Below are 24634 nucleotides of genomic sequence, written 5' to 3'. Positions count from 1 at the left end.
TCAACGTTCTCTGAGTGCTTCCGCACGTGCGCGAATAATCGGTTTTAACAGGTAGCTCAGAATCGTTTTCTTACCAGTGAGAATATCGACGCTCGCCACCATCCCGGGAATGATCAACATTGGATGCTCTTTTGTACCCAGGTAATTTTTATCCGTCTGCAAACGCACAATATAAAAGCTTCGCCCCTGTTTATCGGTAACGGTGTCCGGGCTTATTTGCACCACTTCTCCTTGCAGACCGCCATAGATGGTGTAATCGTAAGCGGTAAATTTCACCATCGCATGCTGACCCGGGTGGAGGAAGGCGATATCGCGCGGCTGTATTTTGGCCTCGATTAACAGCTTGTCATCCAGCGGAACGATTTCCACTAGGTCGCTGCCCGGCTGAATGACGCCGCCGATAGTATTCACCATCACCTGCTGAACGATACCCCGCACTGGTGAGGTGACCATGGTACGGTTCACCCGATCCTCCAGTGCTTTAACGCTGGCCTGCGTTTTGCTCAGATTCGTACGCGCCTCATTGAGTTGGGCCAGTGCATCACTCTGGAAACGGCCACGGCTTTCACCGATTTTATTCTCAATCTCTTTAATTTCTGACGTGGCCTTGGGTAGCGACAGGCTAATAGAATTGAGCTGCCCGGCGGTTTCCACTTCGGTACGACGCAGGCGCAGCAGCTCGACTTTTGAAATGGCGCCCGAGGCGAGCAGCGGCTCGGACATTTTGATTTCCTGACGCAGTAACCCGAGACTGTGCTTAAACTGTTCCTCCTTCGATTCAAAATCGCGCAGTTCCTGTTTTTTCTGCACCAGTTGTTCTTCAAGCCCGGAAATTTCGTTGTGAAATTGCTTCCGGCGGCTGTTGTACAGTTCGGTTTCTCCTCTGGCGACATCCGGCGCCTGGCTGGCAATCTCTGGTGAAATAACAAAGTCCCGGTTTTCGACTTCAGCCGTCAGACGTTCTACCTTGGCGCGCAGACCGAGTTTGTCGGCTTCCGTTTCGCCGACGTTGGAGGCGAAACGCGTGTCGTCGAGGTGCAGTAACGGCGTTCCGGCGTTAACAATTTGCCCCTCGTGCACATACAACTCGGTGACAATTCCCCCTTCCAGGTTCTGGATTTTTTGCAGTTTGGATGAAGGGATTGCTTTGCCTTCGCCGCGGGTGACTTCATCAATTTTCGCAAAGCCGGCCCACACGAAAGACAGTACGACCAGGGCGAGGATCGTCCACAGCGTCAGTCGAATCACTCTTGGGGAGTCATCAATAATGGCCTGGCTGACCTCATTAATACTGTCGGTTTGATTTTCGTCACGACCACGAAAATAGTGCTGCATATAGCGGCGAGCGTGAGCCAGGAAATCAGCGAGATGCATTAATCTGCCCCTTTTTCAACGCATCCATCACCACAGCTTTCGGGCCATCCGCGATGATGCGTCCTTTATCAACAATAATCAGGCGGTCAACCAGCGACAGCATCGACGCGCGGTGGGTGATCAGCAATAACGTTTTTCCCGCGATGAAGGGAGCCAGCGCGTGTTTGATCTTCTCTTCGCTGGTGTTGTCCATCGAACTGGTGGGTTCATCCAGTAGCAGGAGAGGGGGATCTAGCAACAGCGCACGCGCGAGTGCCACAGCCTGCCGTTGCCCGCCGGAAAGCTGAGATCCGCGTTCGCCGACCTGCAGGTTATAGCCGTCGGGATGCAGGCGTGCGAAATCGTTGACGCCCGCCAGTTCCGCTGCCCGCAGCATGGTTTCGTCATCGATATAACGCGCCCCGCACAGCAGGTTATCGCGCAGTGTGCCATTGAATAGCTGGATATCCTGCGGCACGTAACCGATGCTGTGGCGCAGATCGTTCGCATCCAGCTGACGAGAGTCGATACCATCGATCAGCAGGTTCCCGGCGCTCGGCTGGTATAAATTGACGATAAGTTTACTCAGTGAACTTTTACCGGAACCGCTGCGCCCGATAATGCCGATGCGCTCGCCAGGCTGAATGGTCAGGTTAATTTTGTGCAGAGACAGGTTTTGTTGCTCCGGATAGCTGAAATCCACATCGCGAAATTCAATGCTGCCCTGTAACTGTTCACGCTTGAGTGGGTTTTCATCCGCACGGCGCTCCTGCGCCAGCGACATCATTTTCTCAGTATTTTTGATGGTCAGCTTCGCCTGCTGATAGCGGGCGATAAGGCCGGTAAGCTGGCCCAGTGGCATGAGTGCCCGACCGTTGAGCATGTAACAGGCGATCAAGCCACCCATACTCAGTTTGCCGTCGATAATCATGTACACCCCGACGATGATCATCACCACGCCTGAAATTTGCTGGAACCAGCCGGTGAGGTTGCTGGCCAGGCTGGATAAGGTTTTCACCCGTAGTTCGAGGCGGCTCAGGCTACCCAGCGTTTGTTCCCACTGGAACTGGCGTTCGCTCTGGGCATTATTTACTTTGATGGCATCCAGACTGCTCAGGGTTTCAATCAGTAGCGCCTGGCGTTCGCTGGCGAGGCTCATGGTTTTTGCTACCGCGGCGTTGACCGGCTTTTGTAGTGCCCAACTGCACAGCAGGGCAATCGGTAGCGTCAGCACGGGGATCCAGGCCAGCGATCCGCCGATAATGCCGATGACGATCAACAGCAGCAGGGTGAAGGGCAGATCGATAATTGTCGTCAGAGTGAGTGATGAGAGGAAATCACGCAGTGACTGAAACTCGTGAATGTTTTGTGCAAAGCTGCCCACGCGTGCCGGGCGCTCTTTCATCTCCATACCGATAATGCGCTCAAACAGGGTCGAGGAGATGATGAGATCGCTTTTCTTACCTGCAATATCAAGGCAGATACCGCGCAGCATTTTTAAAATCAGATCAAAGATAAAGGCCAGGCAGATGCCGATCGCTAACACCCACAGTGTGGCCGTTGCCTGGTTCGGCACAACGCGATCATAGACATTCATGGTAAAGAGCGGTGTGCCGAGCGCAATCAGGTTGATCAGCAGGCTGGCCAACACCGCATCCATATACAGAAAACGCGACAGTTTCAGTGTGTCTTTAAACCAGGATTTGGTACGCGGCAGAAAGGCCTCTGCCTGCAAATCGAATTCGTGGCGCGGATGCGCAAAAATGACTTTGCCCGCATAGTTCTGCCTGAGCGTGGGTAAATCAACGCAGATTTCCCCGCCTTCGCTTTCGCTGGGCATAAAGCGGGCGCTGCCGTCATCGTTCCAGGCCAACAACACCCCGGTTCCCCCAGAGTTCAATAACAAGACCGCTGGCAGCGACATCGCTGGAATTTTATCGAGCGTGCGCGTGACGACTCGCGCCTTTAAACCGGCCCTTGCCGCAGCGCGTGGAAATATATTCAGCGTGAGCCGATCGTTTTCTAATGGCAGGCCATTGCTTAATGTTGAACGACTCGCCGGTTTGCCGTGCAGAGAACACAGAATAAGTAAGCTATCTAATAACGGGTCGTCATTATGGCTACGTGGGTCGTGATGTTGAGAATTAGGGCTAGCGTAATTCTCAGGGACGTCATTTAATAATTCGGCTTGTGCACTCATTTTCGCAACCATTCTGACAGTGCATGGTTAAATAATAGCAAGCTAATTATAAGCATGCAGGTCAGAGATTTATTGGGGATTAATAATTATTAATGAAGTTCCGGTAAGTTATTTTCTTCTGCTGAATCTACCGGTTGCCCCGAAGGCGGAGGTGTGATTTTTAGAATATTCATTAATTCACCGGTGCGTTCGCTAATACGATAGCCACTGGTCATAGCCAGATAACGTAATTCAACAAGACGGCGTTTAGAGGAAAACACTTCATTTTCACTATCGAGTAAATCCAGCAGCGTACGCTCGCCAAGACTAAATTGATCCTGATAAGCCGTGCGCACTTTGACGCTGCGGTCGGCGTATTCTTCTGCCGAAGGAAGCTGAGCGCGTGCGTTTTGCAGTGCGGTCCAGGCCAGGCGCAGCTCCTGATTCAGCTGGCGCAGCGTGTTATTACGTACATCCTGAGCCTGCTTGTGCAGATAAGCACGGGAGTTCATGTTGGCTTTGTCGCTGCCGCCCTGGTACAGGTTGTAATGCAGTTTTACCATCGCTTCCCACTCTTCGGTGTGGGCTTGGGTGGTATCGGTGTTATTGCTGATTCCGCGGGAAAGTTCAACGTCCACTCGCGGATAGAAGGTCGATTTCGAGGCTTCATACTGCTGGTGCGCAGCTTCTATATCCGCATTGGCGGACTTCAGTAATGGACTGTTTTTTTCCATCCGGCTTTTGGCATCTTCCAGCGAGGTTGGCAACAGAGAGTCAATGCTCTCTGGCTGGCTTAAGTCCAGCGGATCCATGCCGGTCACGCTGACAAAGGTGGTTTTCGCATCTTCAAGGTTAGTCTGCTCGGTTAGCAGGTTGTTACGCGCCTGTGCCAGACGTGCTTCGGCCTGCATAAAGTCCCCGGAGCGCCCAACTCCCTGATCGGTACGCAGTTTTATCTGGTCGTAAATGCGTTCGTGGTTAGCCAGATCGTCTTCAGCAAGACGCACAAACTCTTCGCGTTGCAGCACATCAAAATAGGCCTGGATCACCGCATAAGCAGTGCTTTCGCTGGTGTTCATCACACCGTAGGCGCGTGAGTCAACGGTCGCTTTTTGCCGCGCCACTTCGCTGTTGGTCGCAAAGCCGTTAAACACATTTTGCTCGAGGCTGATAGTCGCCTCGTTAGGTGACTGAGTCAGACCGTTATTGCGGCCTGTCGCACGGGTAGTTGCATCATCAACATTTTTGCGCCCGGCCTCTGCATTTAAATTCAGTGATGGTAAATAGCCACCTTGTGCCGCTCGCAGTTCTTGCTCTGAGGAATAACGGCTATTTATTGCAGCATTAACTTCAGGATGATTCGCTAATGCATCTTTAACGGTATTTTGTAAGTCTTCTGCGTTAACTGCATTTATTGAAAAACATGAAAGCAGAAAAACTAAAAACTTCTTCATGACATGAATGCCTTATATCTCACGGTTATGACATCCAGTTGTCGTCGCTATCATCCATTTTTACAAACACGTTATATTAATTAACAAATGTGAATTATCTTGATTGATGGCTGTAATCAGCTATTCAGCGATATGTTTTGTCACATCGTGTTTTATTTTTGGTTATTTTTTATTATATTCATTTGCCAGTCAAGTCTCATGTAATTGCATTCTGTAAAATGTGTTTTTTTCTACATTGAGATATTAATGTTTACATTAATTGAATGTGATATTTGTTCGTTAATATATTAACGAGTTTATAAAAATAATGATGGTAATTAAGTGAGGTTACGGTGAGCAAATTACTCGGTGTGATCAAAGCAATCATTGGACAGGTTTACGTTGTTGATGCCAATGGCGCACAACGACAGGTTCATGAAGGCGACAGGGTATATAGCGGTGAGGAAATTGTAACCGGAGTCAGCGGCGCGGTAAGTATCTCTTTACCAGACGGAAAAACGCTTGATATAGGCCGCAATAGCCATTGGGGTGAGCACGGTCTACGGGCCAGTCATAATCAGGAAAGTAGCGCTCAGGATATTGCTGCTGCACAAAAGGCCATTGCCGATGGTGCTGACCCGACGCAGGTGCTGGAAGCCACCGCGGCGGGTAATGAAGCACCGGTAACATTAGAAGGTGGCGGCGGTGGTCATACTCTGGTTCAGCTTGAATTAACCGGACAGGTGGTTGATCCGACTGCAGGTTTTAACACCAAAGGTCTGGGAAGCCCGAACTGGGATATCAACTTGCCAATTGGGGGGATTGATGCCGGTTCCGCGAGTGTTTTCCCGCCTGAGGTGCAAATTACCGAGTTTGCCGGCAACGACGGTTTCATTAACAAAAATGAATTCCACCAGACCCATTTAAGCGGCACCAGTAATCAAAATCACATCACACTCACCTTCACCGATAGCCAAAAAAACACATTTACCGTTACTGTTCCGGTGAGCAACGGGCACTGGAATATTGAGACTGATCTGGGGGGACTGGTTCCGGGAAATGTAACAGTGGTGGCCATCGCGACCGATGTGACGGGACGAACGGCTGAAAGTGTTGACCATGCGCTGATTGATATTACCGGGCCAAATATCAGTATTAGCGTTGAAAACGTCACGCCGGATAACCTCATTAACTACGAAGAGTCACGTCAGCCGCAAACCCTGATCCACGGGATGGTCGGCGGCGATGCTAAACCCGGCGATATCGTCACTTTATTGGTTGATGGTAACGAATATACCAGCTTTGTCACCGATCCAGGTAATGGGACTCTGACTTATACCATTCCGGTACTGACCCAGGGATTACTGAATGACCCGAGCATTCACGCCACATTAACCTCTACTGACGACGCAGGAAACACCACCATTGTTTCCACGGATCATCATGTCGATAACGATCTGTATGCGCAAAATGCCGTGACCATTGAAATGGTGGCGAATGATGATGTCGTAAACGCTAATGAGTTTCGTATGCCGACCATTATTTCTGGCGTTGCCAGCGGTGATGCCAAAGCAGGTGATCCGGTTACGTTGACCATTCAGGGCAAAGCGTTTCACGGCACGGTTTTCGACGATCATGGCCAGTTACGCTATGAAATCGTTGTGCCTTCCGCAACCCTCAAAGAAGGGGCAAACGATGTGCAGGTGACGCTGGTCAGCCATGACGCGGTAGGCAATGAAGCTACTGCAATTACGCACCGCACTGTGGTACTGGACACCCAGGCGCATAACGCCTTGACCATCGACAACGTTACCGACGATAACACCCTGAACCGTGTAGAGCTGTATATGCGTAACCAGGTGATTTCCGGCACGGTGAGCGGGGAAGACGCTAAAGCGGGCGACCCGCTGCTGGTGGAGATTAACGGCCACCAGTATCGCGGAGAGGTTATCGATCTCGGCAACAACGCGCTGGGCTACCGTATCACGGTAGACACTTCAGACTTTGCCAACAACAGCGTACCGATTGACGGTAATGTGGACGTGAAGGTCACGGTCACCTCGCACGATGCGGCGGGCAACCAGGCGATTGCCACCGATACCCACAGCGTACACATTGATAATCTCGCGACTAATCAGGTCAACATTGGCGTGGTAGCGACGGATGATGTGGTCAACGCCCATGAGTTTCATATGCCGACCCTCATTTCTGGCGTCGCCAGCGGTGATGCCAAAGCGGGCGATCCGGTTACCGTCAGCGTGCAGGGGCAGACCTTTTCCGGAACGGTGGTCGATGATAACGGCCAGATGCGTTACGAAGTGGCATTACCGAAAGGGGCGCTGCTGGAAGGTAAAAACGATGTGGTGGTGACGCTGGTCAGCCACGACGCGGCGGGTAATGAAGTCACCGCGCTTGAGCACCGGACCGTCACGCTGGACACCCAGGCGCACAACTCTCTGACAATTAATGATGTAGACGGCGATAACACCCTGAATCGTAGTGAGCTGTACACACGTAACCAGGTGATTTCCGGCACGGTGAGCGGGGAAGACGCCAAAGCGGGCGACCCGGTGCTGGTGGAGATTAACGGCCACCAGTACCGCGGGGAGGTTATCGATTTAGGCAACAACGCGCTGGGCTACCGTATCACGGTAGACACTTCAGACTTTGCTAACAACAGCGTACCGATTGACGGTAATGTGGACGTGAAGGTCACGGTCACCTCGTACGATGCGGCGGGCAACATGGCGATCGCCACCGGGACCCACAGCGTGCATCTCGACAACGTTGCCCAAAATGCTGTCACTGTCGAAACGGTGGCACATGATGATGTGGTCAACGCCATTGAAAACAGTATGCCCACGCTGATTAGCGGCGTGGCGGGCGGTGATGCGAAAGCGGGCGATGCCGTTGTCATTAGCGTGCAGGGGCTTAAATTTGCCGGAACGGTGGTCGATGATAACGGCCAGATGCGTTACGAAGTGGCATTACCGAAAGGAACGCTGCTGGAAGGTAAAAACGATGTGGTGGTGACGCTGGTCAGCCACGATGCGGCGGGCAATGAAGTCACCGCGCTTGAGCACCGGACCGTCACGCTGGACACCCAGGCGCACAACTCTCTGACAATTAATGATGTAGACGGCGATAACACCCTGAATCGTAGTGAGCTGTACACACGTAACCAGGTGATTTCCGGCACGGTGAGCGGGGAAGACGCCAAAGCGGGCGACCCGGTGCTGGTGGAGATTAACGGCCATCAGTATCACGGTCAGGTAGTCGATCTCGGCAACAACACGCTGGGCTACCGTATTTCGGTGAATACTTCTGACTTTGCCGGTAACAGCCTTAATGTCGACGCCAGCGTGGACGTGAAGGTCACGGTCACCTCGCACGATGCGGCGGGCAACCTGGCGATTGCCACCGATACCCACAGCGTGCATCTCGATAACTATGCTGAGAACAGCGTGCATATTGACGCTGTTGCTGGCGATAACGTTATCAATATCAACGAGTTTTCGGCAAACGGCGGTATTACGCAAATTACCGGTGCCGTCAGTGGGGCGGATGCGAAAGCGGGGGATATCGTTACGCTGGAGCTGAAAGGCGGTACGGTGATTCAGGGCGTGGTTCTCGCGCTGGTCGGCGGCGGTCTGGGCTATAGTTTCCCGGTCAATACCCATATGCTGATGACTCACCCCGAGATGACCGTTTCGGTAACCTCCAGAGACGCGGCGGGGAACAGCATAACAAATCACGCTACCTTGACCGTGAGCAGCGATATGTACACCCAGTCGCATATCACCATTGATGGCGTAACGGCTGATAACGTTATCAATATTAAAGAATCTACCGATAACCACGGCAAGACGACCATCAGCGGCTCGGTCAGCGGCGATGCGAAGGCACACAATACTGTCGAGCTGGTGATTAATGGTCAGCACTATTCGGGGGAGGTGGTGACGCTGGCGAACGGCGGCCTCGGCTACAGTATTCCTGTTAACACCAGGGATCTGGTCAACGATCCGGTTATTCACGCGAGTATTCATACCCGGGATGACCATGGTAATGAAACCACCGCGACGGCAGATCGTCGCGTTGGCGTGGATCTGCATGCCGACTCCACCATCGGTATTGATACCGTTGCAGGGGATGACATTATCAGCAAGGTGGAATCCGACCAGCATATCGCCACTATCACCGGGCCGGTAGGCGGCGATGCGAAGCCCGGAGATGATGTCACTTTAACCTTCAACGGCAAAACCTATTCGGGTACGGTTATTGAACTTCCTGACCACTCGCTGGGCTACCGCATTGAGGTCAGCACCGACAAACTGCCTGATGGCAGCGATCAAAAAGTTCATGTCTCTATCTCAACCGTCGACGATCACGGCAACCCCTACACGGCAACGCATGACCAAATTGTGCATATCGATCTGCACGCTGAGGCGAGCATCACCGTTGATAAGGTGACGAGCGACAATGTGCTGAACCATTCTGAGCTGAATATGGCACAGCAAATCATCACCGGTACCGTCGGGGGGGATGCGAAAGTTGACGATGTGGTCACCCTGGAGATTAATGGGCGCATCTATACCGGCAAGGTCATTGCGCTTGGCAATAACCAACTGGGTTATCACATCCCGGTCGACTCTTCGGCATTCAGCAACAACCAGGGCAACCAGGATAAAAATGTGAACGTCAGGGCGACGGTCACCTCGCACGATGCGGTGGGTAATGAGGTCATCACCCCTATTGACCGTGACGTCCATATTGATAACCATGCCAGGGCTTCGATTACCCTCGATACCGTGGCGGGCGACAATATGATTAATGGCGCAGAATCCGTTAAGCCCACCACCGAAGTCATGGGGACGGTCTCTGGCGATGTGAAAGTGGGTGACAAAGTTGAAGTGACCGTTAACGGCACAACCTACGAGACCACCGTTCAGCGCTTACCTGAACATAACGGCGCGAAGGGCTATAAACTGGATGTCCCGACCAGCGACCTCGTCGCCGATCCGCATATTACCGCGCATATCACAGGTGTTGATACGGCTGACAATACTCAGGATGGGCAGGCGGATAAGGATTTGCAGGTTGATCTTAAGGCGGATGCAACCCTCACTATCGACCCGGTCACCAGTGACAATACGATCAACGGGGCGGAGTCTCTCCAGCAATTTACCCTGGTCACCGGCACAGTCGGCGGCGATGTGCATGTCAACGATACGGTGTATCTGACCGTTAATGGTCATGTGCTGACGGGGAAAGTGTTTGCTCAGGGCAATGGTGATTTAGTCTATAGCATCAAGGTCAGCACTGCCGATCTGCTGGCCGACCCGCATTTAACGGCAACCGTCAGCACCACCGATGCAGCAGGCAATCCGGCCACGGCCAATGCCCAGGCTACGGTAAACATCGATACCCGGGTGGTTGCCGCGATTACGGTCGACGACGTTACGCTTGATAACACGCTTAACTATGCTGAGCAGCATCAGCCCCATACCCTCGTTAGCGGCACCGTGAGCGGAGAGGTTAAACCTGGCGACCCGCTGCTAATGAAGATCAACGGTCATATTTATCATGGCGTTGTTGACGATCTTGGCGGCAATAAGATGGGCTACCATATCTCGGTCGACACGACCGATCTGCTCGCCAGCCCGCATATTGAAGTCTCCATGGATGTCACCGACGGCGCGCAGAACCACGCGCAATTCGTTGCGCATCATAACGTCAGTCTGGACGATAGCGCCGCTGCGACGATTACCCTCGAACGCGTAACGGGCGATGATGTTTTGAACGGCGTTGAATTACAGGCGCCGAAAACAACCATCAGCGGCACGGTCGGCGGCGATGCCCGGATAAACGATGTGGTACATCTGAACATCGGTGGTCATTTGGTGGATGCTAAGGTGATCCCATTGCCGCATTTGGGGGGCGCGTTAGGCTATTCGATCGATGTTGATACCCAGTGGCTGCAAAACGATCCGCATATCACGGCGACAATTACCACGACAGATCCTCACGACAACACCGCGACGGCGGAGGCGAAGAGTACGCTAACGATTGACGATAGCGCCGTGGCGAGCGTCCATATTGATCCGCTGGTGACTGACGACCATGACGCGGTAATCAACGGCAAAGAGGCGCATAACCCGCTGACCACCGTCACCGGAAGCGTTGGCGGCGATGTGCAGGTTGGCGATCTGGTCACACTCACCATCAACAATCAAACCTACTACGCGCAGGTACGGGATGACCATGGTCAGCATGTGTTCAGCACCGAGGTCTCAACGCTGGATCTGCTCATGGACCCGAATATTCAGGCGAAGGTCTCGGCAACCGATGCGGCAGGCAACGTCGCGAATGGGCAAGATAGCCTGCCGGTGGTGATTGATACCGTTGCTGATGCGGGGATTACCATTGACACTGCTTCCAGCGGACTGGTGCCCGGCCAAACCGTTGCGAATGATTTACAGCCGGGTTGGCGGCCTGACTTTATCTCCGTCACCGGGCATGTCGATCCCGATGCGGTTTTTGGCGACACGGTGACCATTACGGTGGGGCATGGCGTCGTTATAACCACTCAGGTAACAAAATTACCTGACGGTAAACTGGGCTATCAGGCCAATATCAGCTCCGATAAATTCGATAACGATGGCAATATTGTGGTGTCTATCACCACTCATGATAATCATGGCAACACGGCGACGGCGGCAGAGCATAAATTTATTAATCTGCCCTGGATGCACCATATGGCCGTAATCGGCAATACGCCTTACGGATTCGGTACACCGCCGGTCGTCACCACCCCAACCACCGGTATGGGAACGACGCAACCACCGCAGCCTCATGTCCATCTCACTGTTGATAAGGTGGCGGGTGACGACATTCTTAATCAGCAGGAGGCGCAAAAAAATACCACGCCAATACGTGGCCTGGTTAGCGGGGATGCGCATGTTGGTGATGACGTCATCGTCACTATTAACAACATTCCCTATCACGGCAAAGCGATTGCGATTGCGGGATTGCTGGGCTATCAGGTGAATGTCCCAACGGATGTGCTGACGGCGCATCCGACGTTTGATGTATCAATTACCGTACACAATTCAGCGGGTAGCGACACGGCGAAGGAAACGAAAACGATCGCCGTCGACACCGATAATCCTGTTCATATCACGATGGATAAGATCGCGGGTGATGACGTTATCAATGGTCAGGAAGCGAAAACCGGCGTAACGACGGTACGCGGTACGGTCAGCGGTGATGGGATCCACGACGGCAGCGTGGTGACTTTGCAGGTGAACGGCAATACGTTAACTGCCGTGGTGCATGCGGATCACGGTCAGTGGGTCTGGTCGCAGGATGTCAGTATCAACGACCTGCGTAGCAACCCGGACATTGTCGCGACGGTAGCCGCCAGCGATGTGGCTGGCAATCCAGGGACGGATTCGACAAACCGCCATGTCGATGTCGACCTCAAGGCCGATGCGAGTGTGTCGATTGATAAAATCACCGCCGATAACGTACTGAATGCTCAGGAAACATTGCAACCGACGATCGCGGTGAGCGGGACAGTTTCGGGTGATGTACACCCTGGCGAAAGCGTGACGCTGATGGTGAATGGTCAAACGTATACCGCGGTTATCGATGCGAACAATCACTACGTTGTTGATGTGAACACGGCGGATCTGCTGGCCGATCGTTCCATTGAGGCCTCGGTAACCGGCCATGACGTTCACGGCAACGTGCAGGACGCTACCTTTACCCAAACATTTGCTGTGGATACCACGGCAACGGGAACCGTGACAATCAACACCGTGGGCGGTGACAACACGCTTAATGCTGATGAGGTCAAGGCCGGTAAGGTTGAGATTAGCGGTACCGTTTCGGGTGATGTTCACAAAGGCGATACGGTGCAGATCACCGTTAATGGCGTTACGGTCGACGCTACCGTCATAGAATTACCGCATATGAACGGCCAACTGGGCTATAAACAGTTTGTCAGCACCACCGATCTTCAGGCGGATCCCACGATTCATGTCAGCGTGACGGGGCATGATGCAGCGGGCAATAGCCAAACGGCGGTCAACGACAAAACTGTGACGATTGATACCCATGCGGATGCGATGCTCGTTCTGGATCCGGTGTCCGGGGACGATGTGTTGAACAATGATGAAGCCGGGAAAGCAACCACGACCATCACTGGCCACGTGACCGGCGACGTTGAGGTTGGCGATCAGGTTACCGTCACCGTGAACGGTAAAGAACTGGTGGCTAAAGTCAGGGCCAACGGCAGTGACAAGGTATTCAGTGTTGAAGCCAGTACGGTTGATTTGGTGCATGACCAGCACATTACCGCCCGCGTCGTGGCGCATGATGATGCCGGTAACCGCCAGCAGATTGATACTGACAAGACGATTACTGTCGATCGCCTGGCTTCTGGAACCGTGGGGATTGATGACGTCAGCGCTGACAACATTCTGAACCATCAGGAACTGTCGGGGCCGAACGTCACGATCACGGGTCTTGTGGGCGGCGATGCGCAGGTTAATGATCCGATCAACTTAACCATTGGCGGGCATACGTTTCATGGCAACGTGACTAAGCTGAACAACGGTGATCTGGGATATCAGATCGCTGTGGATTCAGCCACTCTGCGCGCCAACACGTCAATCAAGGTTGAGCTTACCGGGCATGATGCGCCTGGGAATTCATTCACGGCACAGTCCACGCATACTTACTCGGTTGATGAGCACGCCAACGGCGCGATTACCATCCATGACAGTATCGCAGGCGACAACACCGTGAACCTGCAAGAATCGCAGTCGGACACGTTGATCCGCTTTACGGTTTCAGGGGACGCACATCCGACGGACGTTGTCACGGTCAGCATCAATGGTCACGACGCGGTGGCCACACTGATCCCCGGCACCTCCAGGGATTATCAGATTGCGGTTCCGGGCACGTACCTGCATGAAGGCAACAATAACGTTGAGGTGAAAACGACGTTACACGATGACGCCGGAAATACGCTGGAGGTGACGAATCATAAAAATGTGGTGCTTGATACGCATACCGATGCCAGCATCGTGGTGGACAAGATAACCGGGGATAACCATATATCCGCGGCCGAATCGCAGTCCGGCATTATGCACATCACCGGCAGCGTGACAGGTGATGTGCACGCTGGCGATCATATCAACGCGCTGGTTAACGGCCATGATCACGATGTGGTGGTGTATCTGGACAATAACGAGCTGCGCTACGACATTGCTGCGAACGTTTCTGAATTTCATGGCGGTCATAACAGGGTCATGGTGAGCATTGAAGCGCATGATAATCACGGCAACGTGGCGCTATATGGGCAGCAGGTTGATGTCATGATGGACGATCCGCTTTCACACAAAGGGCACACGGCAGATAAGGGGCAACATGCTGCTTTTCAACAGGCACTGCACAACCTGTTTGATGACAGCACGTTGTCTCTGTCTTACGCGCCTGCGGCAACCGCGCACGGCCAGACGGTGGGCGCATTGAGTGCTGACGATAAAGCGCAGAGCATTCTCGCTAAGGTCGATCTCAGCGATCTGGCGCGAGAACTGCACGAAGGCGTCGATATTGCGAAGTACATTCAAAGCGGCGGCGATCACCAGTTTATCGCCAGCCCGGCGAAGGCCGCACACGGGATGGCTCTTGCGCTTTCTACCCCGGTGAGCGGAGATTTACATTCTCCGTCCTATTCGCTGGATCACCTGATAGCTAAACCTGAGCAAAATCACAATCACTAGCGTATGTTCACTGCCCTGTGTCAACAGGGCAGTGGCATCTCATCGATAAGGCAACAATATGAATTCTGTTCCACCAAACGAAGAGAGCGGCAAAAGCTGCGAAAATGACCCGCAGCAGCCTTTAGCCATGCTGCAAAAAAGCGATCTGGAGATGGTGCGTGTACTCGATGATCTGATTTACCTGCTAATCCGCAAAGGCGTGATCGCCATTACCGATCTACCGCCGATGGCGCAGGTTAAATTAATGAATCGTGCAAACGCACGTCAGGAGCTTGGCGGGTTAGAACAACTGCTCGGTGGCGATGACAGTATTTTTTAGCTGACGCAGGCAGTCAGTTTCCTGGCCGGATAAGCGAAGCGCCATCCGGCAACATACAAGCGTATCAAGGCTTCCTGCGTTTATCACAGCGGCGCGGGTTCACCTAATAGTTGACCCATTGCGCCATCGACACCTAACTCCCGCAGCACCTTAAGTTCGCCTTCCGTTTCAACGCGTTCGGCAATTAGCGGTAAGTCAATATTGCGCGTGGCGTTGCATAACACTTCAATAAATAAACGTTTATCGTTTTCTTTATCAATGTTGCGGATATAGCTGCTGTCTATTTTCAGGTAAGCAAGCCCCCACTGTGACAGATGACCGATCATATCGAAACGGCTGCCAAAGTGTTGCAGACCCAGCGCGCAACGATGCTGGCTTACGGCTTTCACAAACACCGCCATTTGATGTGGCACAGGCAGTTGGTTTTCATCCAGTTCCAGAATCAACTGGCTGGCTAATCGCTGTGAATACCGTAGCGGATGGAGCAGATCAGAAATGGTGACCGCGCTGGCGACAGAACTGCCAGAAATACTCAGCGCTAATTTTCCCGGCGCGGTTTTTAATTGGTTCAGCGTCAGCTTCAGCATTACTTTATCAAGGCGATGGCTCCAACCAAAGCGATGGATCCACGGCAGGAAGCGCCCGGCGGTAATGGTGTTGCCCTGCTCATCAATAATTCGCGACAGTACCTTGTAATGCAGGATTTTTTCCGGCTGGCGGCAATCCACCACAGGTTGATAAACCAACTGGAACTGCTGATTTTCCAGCGCATGCTCCAGACGAACAAACCACAAATGCTGGTCTTCAGTAGCTGCTGGTAACTCTGTGCCAGGCCCCACCTGGTGGTCGGTATGTGTTTCTGCTTCCACCAGCAGGCGATCGGCCTGAATCAGCAATGATTGCGCGTTATCTCCGGCGCTAAATGGCACCATGCTGGTATAGGCGACCGGTTGTTGGTCTGACATTCCGGTGGCGTAAAAGGCCGTGAGTTTCTGGCTCAGTGAGTTGCACATATCCAGCATTTCATCGTGCGTAACGCCAGGACAGAGCAGGGCGAATTCTCCGCCGCGAATGCGGGCGAGCGTGCTGTCGAGAGACGCATATTTTTCTCTGTGCGCGTTTAGCAGGTTAGCGATGTTGAGCAGCAGCTTATCAGTATGCGGTCCGCCGAAACGCTGATTCAGGCCACCTAAATCCTGAACGCGGAGCAACATCAGGTATCCCGGCGCCGTATCGGCATCGCTCAGTCGCACCTGAAGTTGCATATCAAACGCCCGACGATTGGCAACACCGGTCTGGCTGTCGAGATAAGCTTCATTATGCAGACGTTCGCTGTTGACGGCTTGCTCTTCAAATAATGACTTGAGCTTTGCAGCCATCAAATTCATCGCGCCAACCACCCGGCGTAATTCCGGCGTTTTGGGCAGCTCTTGTAGCGTCAGAAACTCGCGGCGGGTAATGGCTTCCGACTGCTTTGCCAGATAATTGAGCGGGCGCAGGAGCTTACGCAGCAGCAGAATGCCAGCGATTAAGCAGGCGAAGCTGCATGACAGCATCCACAATAGATTACCTAATGTGTTGTCCCACAGGCGCTGTACCGCAAAGAGAGGATCGCTGGTGACTTCCACGCGCGCTGCTTGCTTCCAGCCGCGCATAATCGTCGCATCGCCGGTTTGCGGGGTGACATCCACCAGATCAACAAACCAACCGGGGACATCAGGAATGGACGCCGTCGCGCTACGCTCAAGCATAATCTTGCCGTTTTCCAGATTAACGATACGAATCTTTTTGTAGTAGCCGCTATCGAAAATGGAGCTGACCATGAGCTCGATCATCGCCGGGTCGTTGACATTGGGCGTCAACGAAACGCCCAGCGCGGTTGCCGCATCCTGGGCATGCGAAAGGAGTTGGTTATTGGATTGATTGCGAGAACTCTTCAGCGTCACAATAAAATTGCCGCTAAACACAACCATCATAAAGAGAGAGATTGCCAGGAGTAACTGTTTAAAAAGAGACACAGGTGATTCCTATTTATCCATCGGGAAGCCCTCTTCCCGCATTTTGGTGAAAACTTGCTGCCAGCGAGAAAGTCTCTTGCTGTCTCCAACACGTTGATTGTTCTGGTTGCCCGGAAGCCATAGGCCATTGTTGTTAAAGGAGTAAACAGGTAATAAATCCATACGCTGCGTTGCAGGTGAAATGGTGCTCGTCAGGCTATCGAGCACCAGAGGGATCGCTTCAGGCGTGGCATACCAGGTCAGCACCATATGCGCCCGGTTATAGCGCAGAGCCTTGACGTAGGTGATGCGCAGTTTGTCTTCGGAGACGCCTAACTGGCGGAGGGTGAAATATTTGGCGATTGCGTAATCCTCACAATCCGCCTCGCCTTTGCGTAACGACTCAATGGGGGTGGCCCAGTAATCCACGTTATGCCAGACATCAATATCTTCGGCATAGCGGATCTTATCGTTAAAGAATTGATTTACGGCGCGTAATTGCATTTGCTCGTCGGCTTTGTGCAACTGGATCAGAAGTTGTTGCCAGGCGTTGATCCGCTGTTGCGCTTCTGGGGTGGAAGGGCCGTAAAGCGCATCGGACTTCTGCAAAATATTGGCAAAATCCCAGGCCGCGCGCAGGGAATGGATCGATAGCAATAACAGCAACGCCCCGGGGATTTTCCACAGGCGAAGCAGGCGGCGGCGTAAACAGCGGCTGATAATATTCAATTGTTATTTTGACAGCTGCCTGGTGATGGGTTTTTCAACTTCTCGCAGGACCACGGAGACAGCCACTTGTTGCGTAGTTGCGCGTTGACCGGCGAGGCAAATATATCTTTCAGCGTACTGTTAACAAACGTCACAAACTGCGGATCGTTTTTCCTCATCATAATGCCATAATGCATATCGTTGCCGATGCTCTCGCTAGACACGCTAAATAATTCAGGTTGTTCGCTATGGCTGATAAGCGGCCAGGCCAGAATATCATCGACAAAAAAAGCGGCGGATTCATTATGCGCCATTTTATTAAATGCGCCGTGGATAGTCGGGGCGGTAATTATCGAAATATTAAGATGTTGCTCTCTGTTCGTTTTATTGAATTCCAGCAAATCTTTTGAGCTTCCGGTCAGGCTTACCGTGCGCCCCTTGAGATCGGCAAGCGAATGGATGTTATTTTTACGTAAAGAGATGATGCGCATTTTGGCAACGTAATAGTCGGTAGAAAATGACACGCTGGACATCCGCTCTGGCGCATTGGTATTAACGCTGCAGTCCATATCTATTTTATGTGAGCTTAATGCGGCGAACCGTTCGCCAAAGTTCACAGGAATATAATTAATGGTTAAGCTGTTGAGCTTCAGGTACAGGCGTAACTTATCGGCAATCATCTTACATACCGCGATGGTATACCCCGTGACCTTGCCATTGCTGTCGGTAAATGAGAACGGCGGCAGCTGTCGATAACCCACGTTTAGCACGCTGCTGTTCTGAATATGGTCGAGCGTTGCGGCATTCTGCTGCGCCATCAGCGTGGGGGAGATGATGATGCCTGCCAGTAAAATAAGCCATTGCACCGTGCGTTTCACCCTTGTCGTCCCTCGATTAATTATATTTTTCATAATCAAAACTGATCTTCTTTTTAGCAGCCGTTAGTGCTTTCAGGTTATCTGACATAGGAATGTTCAAATTAATGGCTTTCGACGGAATCGGCGACTGAAACCATTTGTTATACAGCGCAGTAAATTCGTTGCTGGTCATCAGCGAGGAGATTGCACCGTCAACAAACGCTTTAAATTCTTTATCGTGTAACGGGAGTAACAAGCCTGCTGGCAGCGGTGCGCTAAGCGCAATGTCGGAAAGTTCATAGTCTTCAGGGTTTGCCGTTTGCGCAATCATCCCTTTGAGCAAAACCGTGCTGGAAATGAGCGCATAATATTCGCCATTTTTCAGTTCATTAAAGGCCGTAATATTATTCGTGTCGAGCTGGATGTTAATATCCAGGTCATTGGCGACATTCACTTTTTGCAACTGCTCAACGTAAATTGTCCCGCTTTTTACCAGCACGCTGTGCCCGGAAAGTTGCGCCAGGTTGTTGTTGCTTTCATTTTTTCGCATCACAAAGCGAGTGCTGGAAAAATAAAACGGCAGCGAGAACTCGCTAATGCTGTGGCGGTTTTTTGAATAAAAGGCCGGGATACACATGATGTCTGCCATGTGATTTTTAATCAGCACAAACTGCGATGCCGAATTGGTTTTTACCCACTCGATTTTCAGGTTTTTGAGCTGAAGTTTTGTTTTGAGCGCGCTAACGATACTGTTGCAAATATCAATGGAGTAGCCTGCGGGGGCGTTTCCGTTCTGCCAGGAGAATGGAAATGCATCATCCTGATAACCGAGGGTGATGGTTTTCTTACTGGCGATCTGCTCCAGCGTGTGCAGTTGCTGCGGAGTGCTCGCCATGCACGGCATCTCCAATACCATCAGCAGGAAAATCCCCACCAGCATGCGCCAGGCCAGGCGAAGGATGTCAGACATTGCAAAGCCCTTCATCAATGACCTCTTCGGTAAACGCGGAAAGTACCTCACGCTCGCGAAGTGGGTAGCTAAAGAAATAGCCCTGGACATTCTGGCACCCAGTATCGCGCAGAATGTCGCGTTGCTGCGCGGTCTCCACCCCTTCGGCGGTAACCGACATCTCGTACTTATGGGCAAACTGGATCAGCATCACAATCAAATACTGGCTGGCATTATCTTGCTGCAGCTTGTCGACCAGTGTGCGCGCGATCTTGATGCGCGTGAAAGGGTAGATCAGCAGGTAATCCAGAGCCGCGTAGCCGGTGCCCAAATCGTCCATCGCGATTTCGATACCCAGAGCGCGGATCTCTTGCAGTACGGGTAACGCAATCGACTTATCCAGTTTCTCGGATTCTGTAATTTCTATTTCAAGGCGTCCGGCTGAAAGCTGGCTGATGCGTAACGCATCTTTGATAACGTCAACCAGCCCCGGGCTGTGCAACTGGTAGGCGGATATATTCACGGCAATCCTGATGCGCTCCGGCCATTTGGCGGCGGCTTCACAGGACTGACGAATAATCCATTCGCCTAAGCGGACAATCAGACCGGAACTCTCGGCGATGCTGATAAAATAATCGGGGTAAATCAGGCCCTTGGTGGGGTGATTCCAGCGGATCAGCGATTCATAGCCATAAACGCTTTCATCATCCAGATTAATAATGGGCTGGTAATGAAGTTCGAACTCTTTGTTATCAATACCATCAATGATTTCCTGATTAATAAACAGGCTGTGGGTTTGCTTCATGACCATGCCGTCTTCGAAGAAATGGAAGCAACCGCGACCATGATGTTTTGACGCGTACATGGCAAGGTCGGCATTGATCATCAACGTCGAGGTATTATTGCCCTGCCAGGGGGCGGTAGTAATACCGATGCTACAGCTGATCGAAAAAGTATGGGTACTCCAGGTAAACGGGGTACTCAGCGCGCGGATGATACGTTTCGCCAGACGATTCGCCTCCCTGATGGCGTTGTCGCTGACATGTTGCAGGATGGCGAATTCATCACCACCCAGGCGCGCGGCGATATCATTGGGTCCCAGCAAGAGCTGCAGACGCTGAGCAACGCTAATGAGCAGTTCATCGCCCGCCTTATGGCCGAAGGTGTCGTTCACCGGTTTGAAGTTGTCGAGGTCAATCAGCAGCAGGTTGAACGATTTTTCTTCCTGATGAAGTTCATTCACGCGCTTATCTAACGCCTGGCCAAACGAAACGCGGTTGGGTAATCCGGTCAGCGAATCGTGGTGGGCCATATGCTCCATTTTTTGCGACATTTCATGCATGCGTTGCAGATAGCCGCGCTCTTCCATGGCGACGCGCAATTTTTCAATCGCCCCCGCCAGATGTCCAATCTCATCATCCTGGTCAAGGTAGGGGGTAATACAGTCCGTCTCTTCATGGGCGATGCGGGTGAGAGAGTTAATCAGCAGCGGAACCGGGCGGAATAATCTGCGCATAAACATCGTTACCAGTGCCAGCGTCACCAGTAAAATCAGGACAAAAATGATGCTGCTCTTTTTTAGCATCGCATCGTAGGTTGCGTATAACTCGCTTTTTTTACCGATGCTGCTTATCAGGCTCCCGAGGATCTCACCGGAAGGCGTCAAAATAGGTATGGCGCTGATAAAGCACTCTTCGCCGTTAATCTGGGCGAAGCCAACATAGTAGTTGACCAGCACATCGCGCGGCAGGCGACCGGAAAAGGTGATGACTCCTTCGCCATCTTCTGACCTGTTGTTGATGCCAATAAATCCTTTCTCGGGTGTATAGAGAAACAGCCAGGTGGGGTTATGGGTCTGGACTGATGCCAGTGCCAGGACATCGACCGGGTTATAACCGGTTTGCATAATGGAGTCGGCGTCGCCGATCTGTCTGTCGGATACGATGCGGGATATCTGCCCGGTATCGCTGGTTTCAACCGAAACGGTGGTATACACGCTACGGATGATGTAGGTCATAATCTGTGCATTCGCCTCAGCCCGTTGCACCCACTGCTGATAAGAAAAGTTGTCTATCAGGCTCCAGTTGGTAAAGGCGCCAGCGCTAAAAGCAATAATGATACCTGTCAGCAAAAATTGCGTTATTTTGCCAGTGATTGAATGTTGCCACCCTTTTATTGCTTTAAGGGAAAACAGAGATTTTGCCACGGATTATGCTAATTCCTGAAAAAGAGTGCTCATTGCTGAATTTAATTTTTGTTATTACTTAATGGAATACCGCTGCTACAAATAAGTAGATGAAAGATATGAAATGCAACGACGTAACAAATAGCTAACATTGAACCATGCAGAGTAATGACAAAAATAACGGTATGCGAATATAGATAGTGCAGTTCTTTTCGTCAACAGGCAAAATTGCACATAAAAATACATTTTTCATCAGGTGCAGCGTACGCTATTAAAGTTGACATTAACGCCGTCTGAGAATGCTTTTTGTGCGTACTGGTTGGAGGTGTTGGGAAATCACGATAGGTAATTTTGTTTTTTTACGCAGCATCAATGAATTAGCTTTTCTCTTATCGCGTATCCGAATGATTTTATCTCGACGAGATGTCCATTTTTGTCTATACGTGGGTGTTTATTTCCTGATGTGAACTGCCTAAGATGCTCGCTTCAATATAGAACATTATTTTATTTTCTCAGTGCGCGGTCAATGTTGACAATTTTGTTATGGTTCATCGACTGACCCAAAAGGATTTGTTTGTGACATTCGAGTCTGGATTAAAGTCCTATTGGTATAGTGCATGACGGATAAATTGGTTTGGACGCGATAATAAATACATATACTGCAAAAAACATTCGGAAATGGTGTCTGCCACTTGTTTTACCGGGCCTTTTTTACCCACTGGCACAATATCTTAACGGTTACTGTATTTTCAATAATAATATTTTAACAGTTTACGATCTCAAACTCGCCGTATTTTCCGCTGCCTTAGTCCTGTTTGGTTTTCGGGTATTGCCGGGATTCATGCTATTCATGGCGCTCATGTTTGCGGTCGGTCCACAAAGCGAACGAGTGGAAGCGTTGTGCCTGATTATGGCTTCGACCTTAAGCTACGCTATTTACCGCCAGGCGACGGGAAGACGCAGTTGCGCCAGTTTTGGTCGTATAAAAATTAGCCTGAATCGTCTGATCTGGCTATGCGGCTTCAACATATTGCTGTATCTGGTGTTGAGCAGAATATTTGCGCTGTTCGTCGCACACGGCCATCGCCCGGATGTGGATAGCATTCCGGTGATGAGTCTGGAAATGCTGGTGCGTATTCAGGGGATCATCAACGGCTGTCTGACGGGCATTCCCTTTATCTACAAGATTTATCGCATCATTCGTCGACCGTCTTACCTCTTTACCTTTATCAAGGCGATTGCCTTTCAGTGTAAAGGCAATATCAGTGCCTGTGGCATTGGCTTTTGGTGTGTCCTACTGATTTTACTGATGTTTTGTTTAACGTCGCCGCATAATCCAAATATCTTTTTCTCTTTCTATAGCCTGATCCTGCTGTTTCCATTGATGTTGTGGGGGGCGATCAAGATTGGTCACTCGTTTACCATGCTGGTGTGGACGGTCGTACTGATTATTTTAGGTAAGCATAACGACAGCTATATCGCCAGCGACATTAACTTCATGCTGCATCAGGCGCTGGTTTCAACGCTGATCTTTGTTTTTTCCCTCACCATTGTGATCATGGGGGCGCTGGCAAAATTTACCCGCCAACGGTTTAACCAGGTTCTATTGCTGGGGCTGACTGACCCGATGACGGGCATGGCGAACCTGCGCGCGCTGAAGACGGAGTTGTTTACCACTGAACGCGCGACCGTGTGCCTGATACAGATCCCCGAGCTTGAGCTATTTTCGCGTCGCTATGGTTTTCATTTTCGCGCCCGCTACCAGAAAATTCTTGCGGAGCACCTCCAAAGGCACCTCGTCAAAAGCGAAAAGGTCTATTACCACGCGGGCTACGATCTGCTTATCCGACTCGAAAATAGCACCTGGGAGCGGTTATGCGACTTATACCAAGCCGCCAACAGTTTCCGCCTGTTTTATAACAACCATCGGCTGGGTTTTCGCAGCGGCTTGGGCTACTGCCTGATTAACGATGTTAGCGATGATGTCTACCAGCTGGTGGGTAAACTCGGCATGGTTGCGGGGTTATCACTGACCAACGGCAGACCGGAAAACCTCGAAGCGCAGCACAGCCGGATCCTCGGCAATCACATTGTTGATAAAACAGAAATCCGTACCGCTTTGCAAAATGCTTTGGATAACAATGCGTTTGTCCTGATGGCCCAGCCGATAGTCAGTACCAACGGTGAAGAACCGTATCATGAGATATTGATCCGTATGCTTAACGAGCGGGGGGAATTCATTCCACCGAACAGTTTCCTGCCGGTTGCGCATGATGCGGGGCTGGCGCCGGATATCGATCTGTGGGTTATCGAAAACACCCTGAAATTTATGTGTAACCATCCGCAGCACTGTTTTTCCATTAACCTTGCGCCAGTGACGGTATGTCGATCAAATATTGTCACGCAGATAACCCAGCTTCTGCACGACTACGCTGTGGAACCGCAGCGGATTATTTTTGAGATAACGGAAGCCGATACGCTTTCAGATAAAGAACAAACTGTTGAAACCCTGCGTTTAATCCGCCAGTTGGGGTGCCGGGTGGCGATTGATGATTTTGGTACTGGGTTTGCCAGCCATGCACGTTTGATGAATATCGAAGCCGATATCCTGAAAATAGATGGCTCTTTTATTCGACGGATCACCGAAAGTGAAATCAGCTACTACATCGTCGAGTCATTCTGTCGCGTTGCCGAAATGAAAAATATGCAAGTCGTCGCTGAATTTGTTGAAAACGCCACGATTCAGGCGTGCCTGGAAAAAATGGATGTGGGGTGGTTACAGGGATATCACATTGGCAAGCCTATGCCGCTGATCACGCTGGAAACGCATCGTACGAACACCTTACGACCAAAAAAGTAATTT

11 protein-coding genes are annotated in these 24634 nt (G+C 51.4%); 3 read left to right on the top strand and 8 right to left on the bottom strand.

Annotated elements, in window-relative coordinates; translation table 11 throughout:
* The 3 genes from OGV74_RS06660 to OGV74_RS06650 all read right to left on the bottom strand — a co-directional run bounded on the left by OGV74_RS06660 (position 1) and on the right by OGV74_RS06650 (position 4986).
* Positions 1–1374 carry an HlyD family type I secretion periplasmic adaptor subunit gene (locus OGV74_RS06660; protein ID WP_081366203.1) on the bottom strand — a complete coding sequence of 458 codons (1374 nt, stop codon included), beginning with the start codon at positions 1372–1374 and terminating at the stop codon, positions 1–3.
* Positions 1361–3553: a type I secretion system permease/ATPase gene (locus tag OGV74_RS06655; protein ID WP_234400779.1), complete on the bottom strand. Its 2193-nt coding sequence runs from the start codon at positions 3551–3553 to the stop codon at positions 1361–1363. Before OGV74_RS06655 ends, OGV74_RS06660 begins: the two co-directional genes overlap by 14 nt.
* 89 nt (positions 3554–3642) lie before the next feature.
* Positions 3643–4986 carry a TolC family outer membrane protein gene (locus OGV74_RS06650; RefSeq protein WP_086504494.1) on the bottom strand — a complete coding sequence of 448 codons (1344 nt, stop codon included), beginning with the start codon at positions 4984–4986 and terminating at the stop codon, positions 3643–3645.
* Between the two features lie 332 nt (positions 4987–5318).
* Between OGV74_RS06650 and OGV74_RS06645 the strand changes: the two genes are divergently transcribed.
* Together OGV74_RS06645 and OGV74_RS06640 are read left to right on the top strand one after the other, a co-directional pair.
* Positions 5319–14756: a retention module-containing protein gene (locus OGV74_RS06645; protein ID WP_286520572.1), complete on the top strand. Its 9438-nt coding sequence runs from the start codon at positions 5319–5321 to the stop codon at positions 14754–14756.
* Positions 14757–14814: 58 nt separating this feature from the next.
* The gene (locus OGV74_RS06640; RefSeq protein ID WP_071696678.1) at positions 14815–15075 is read left to right on the top strand and encodes a hypothetical protein; all 261 of its coding nucleotides are present in this window, start codon (positions 14815–14817) and stop codon (positions 15073–15075) included.
* Positions 15076–15158: 83 nt separating this feature from the next.
* On the opposite strand, the gene OGV74_RS06635 is transcribed toward OGV74_RS06640, so the two are convergent.
* The 5 genes from OGV74_RS06635 to OGV74_RS06615 are packed head-to-tail and all read right to left on the bottom strand — an operon-like array spanning position 15159 to position 21792.
* A complete protein-coding gene (locus tag OGV74_RS06635; RefSeq protein WP_086504492.1) occupies positions 15159–17093 on the bottom strand; it encodes a bifunctional diguanylate cyclase/phosphodiesterase in 1935 nt (644 codons plus the stop codon).
* A gap of 9 nt (positions 17094–17102) precedes the next feature.
* Positions 17103–17795, bottom strand: a complete 693-nt coding sequence (lapG, locus tag OGV74_RS06630; protein WP_407712526.1) for a cysteine protease LapG — start codon at positions 17793–17795, stop codon at positions 17103–17105.
* A gap of 2 nt (positions 17796–17797) precedes the next feature.
* Entirely contained in the window at positions 17798–18658 is an 861-nt protein-coding gene (locus tag OGV74_RS06625) for a transporter substrate-binding domain-containing protein (protein WP_234400778.1), read from the bottom strand.
* 16 nt (positions 18659–18674) lie between these two features.
* A complete protein-coding gene (locus OGV74_RS06620; protein WP_086504489.1) occupies positions 18675–19607 on the bottom strand; it encodes an amino acid ABC transporter substrate-binding protein in 933 nt (310 codons plus the stop codon).
* Positions 19600–21792, bottom strand: coding sequence for a putative bifunctional diguanylate cyclase/phosphodiesterase (locus OGV74_RS06615; protein ID WP_086504488.1), 2193 nt, complete (start codon positions 21790–21792; stop codon positions 19600–19602). The genes OGV74_RS06620 and OGV74_RS06615 overlap by 8 nt, the downstream gene beginning before the upstream one ends.
* An 829-nt stretch (positions 21793–22621) precedes the next feature.
* Between OGV74_RS06615 and OGV74_RS06610 the strand changes: the two genes are divergently transcribed.
* The gene (locus tag OGV74_RS06610) at positions 22622–24631 is read left to right on the top strand and encodes a sensor domain-containing phosphodiesterase (RefSeq protein WP_228099671.1); all 2010 of its coding nucleotides are present in this window, start codon (positions 22622–22624) and stop codon (positions 24629–24631) included.
* Positions 24632–24634 lie beyond the last annotated feature (3 nt).

It is taken from the genome of Citrobacter sp. Cf116 (assembly GCF_030336505.1).
Lineage (GTDB): Bacteria > Pseudomonadota > Gammaproteobacteria > Enterobacterales > Enterobacteriaceae > Citrobacter > Citrobacter freundii.
This window is presented reverse-complemented; position numbering and strand designations above follow the sequence as displayed.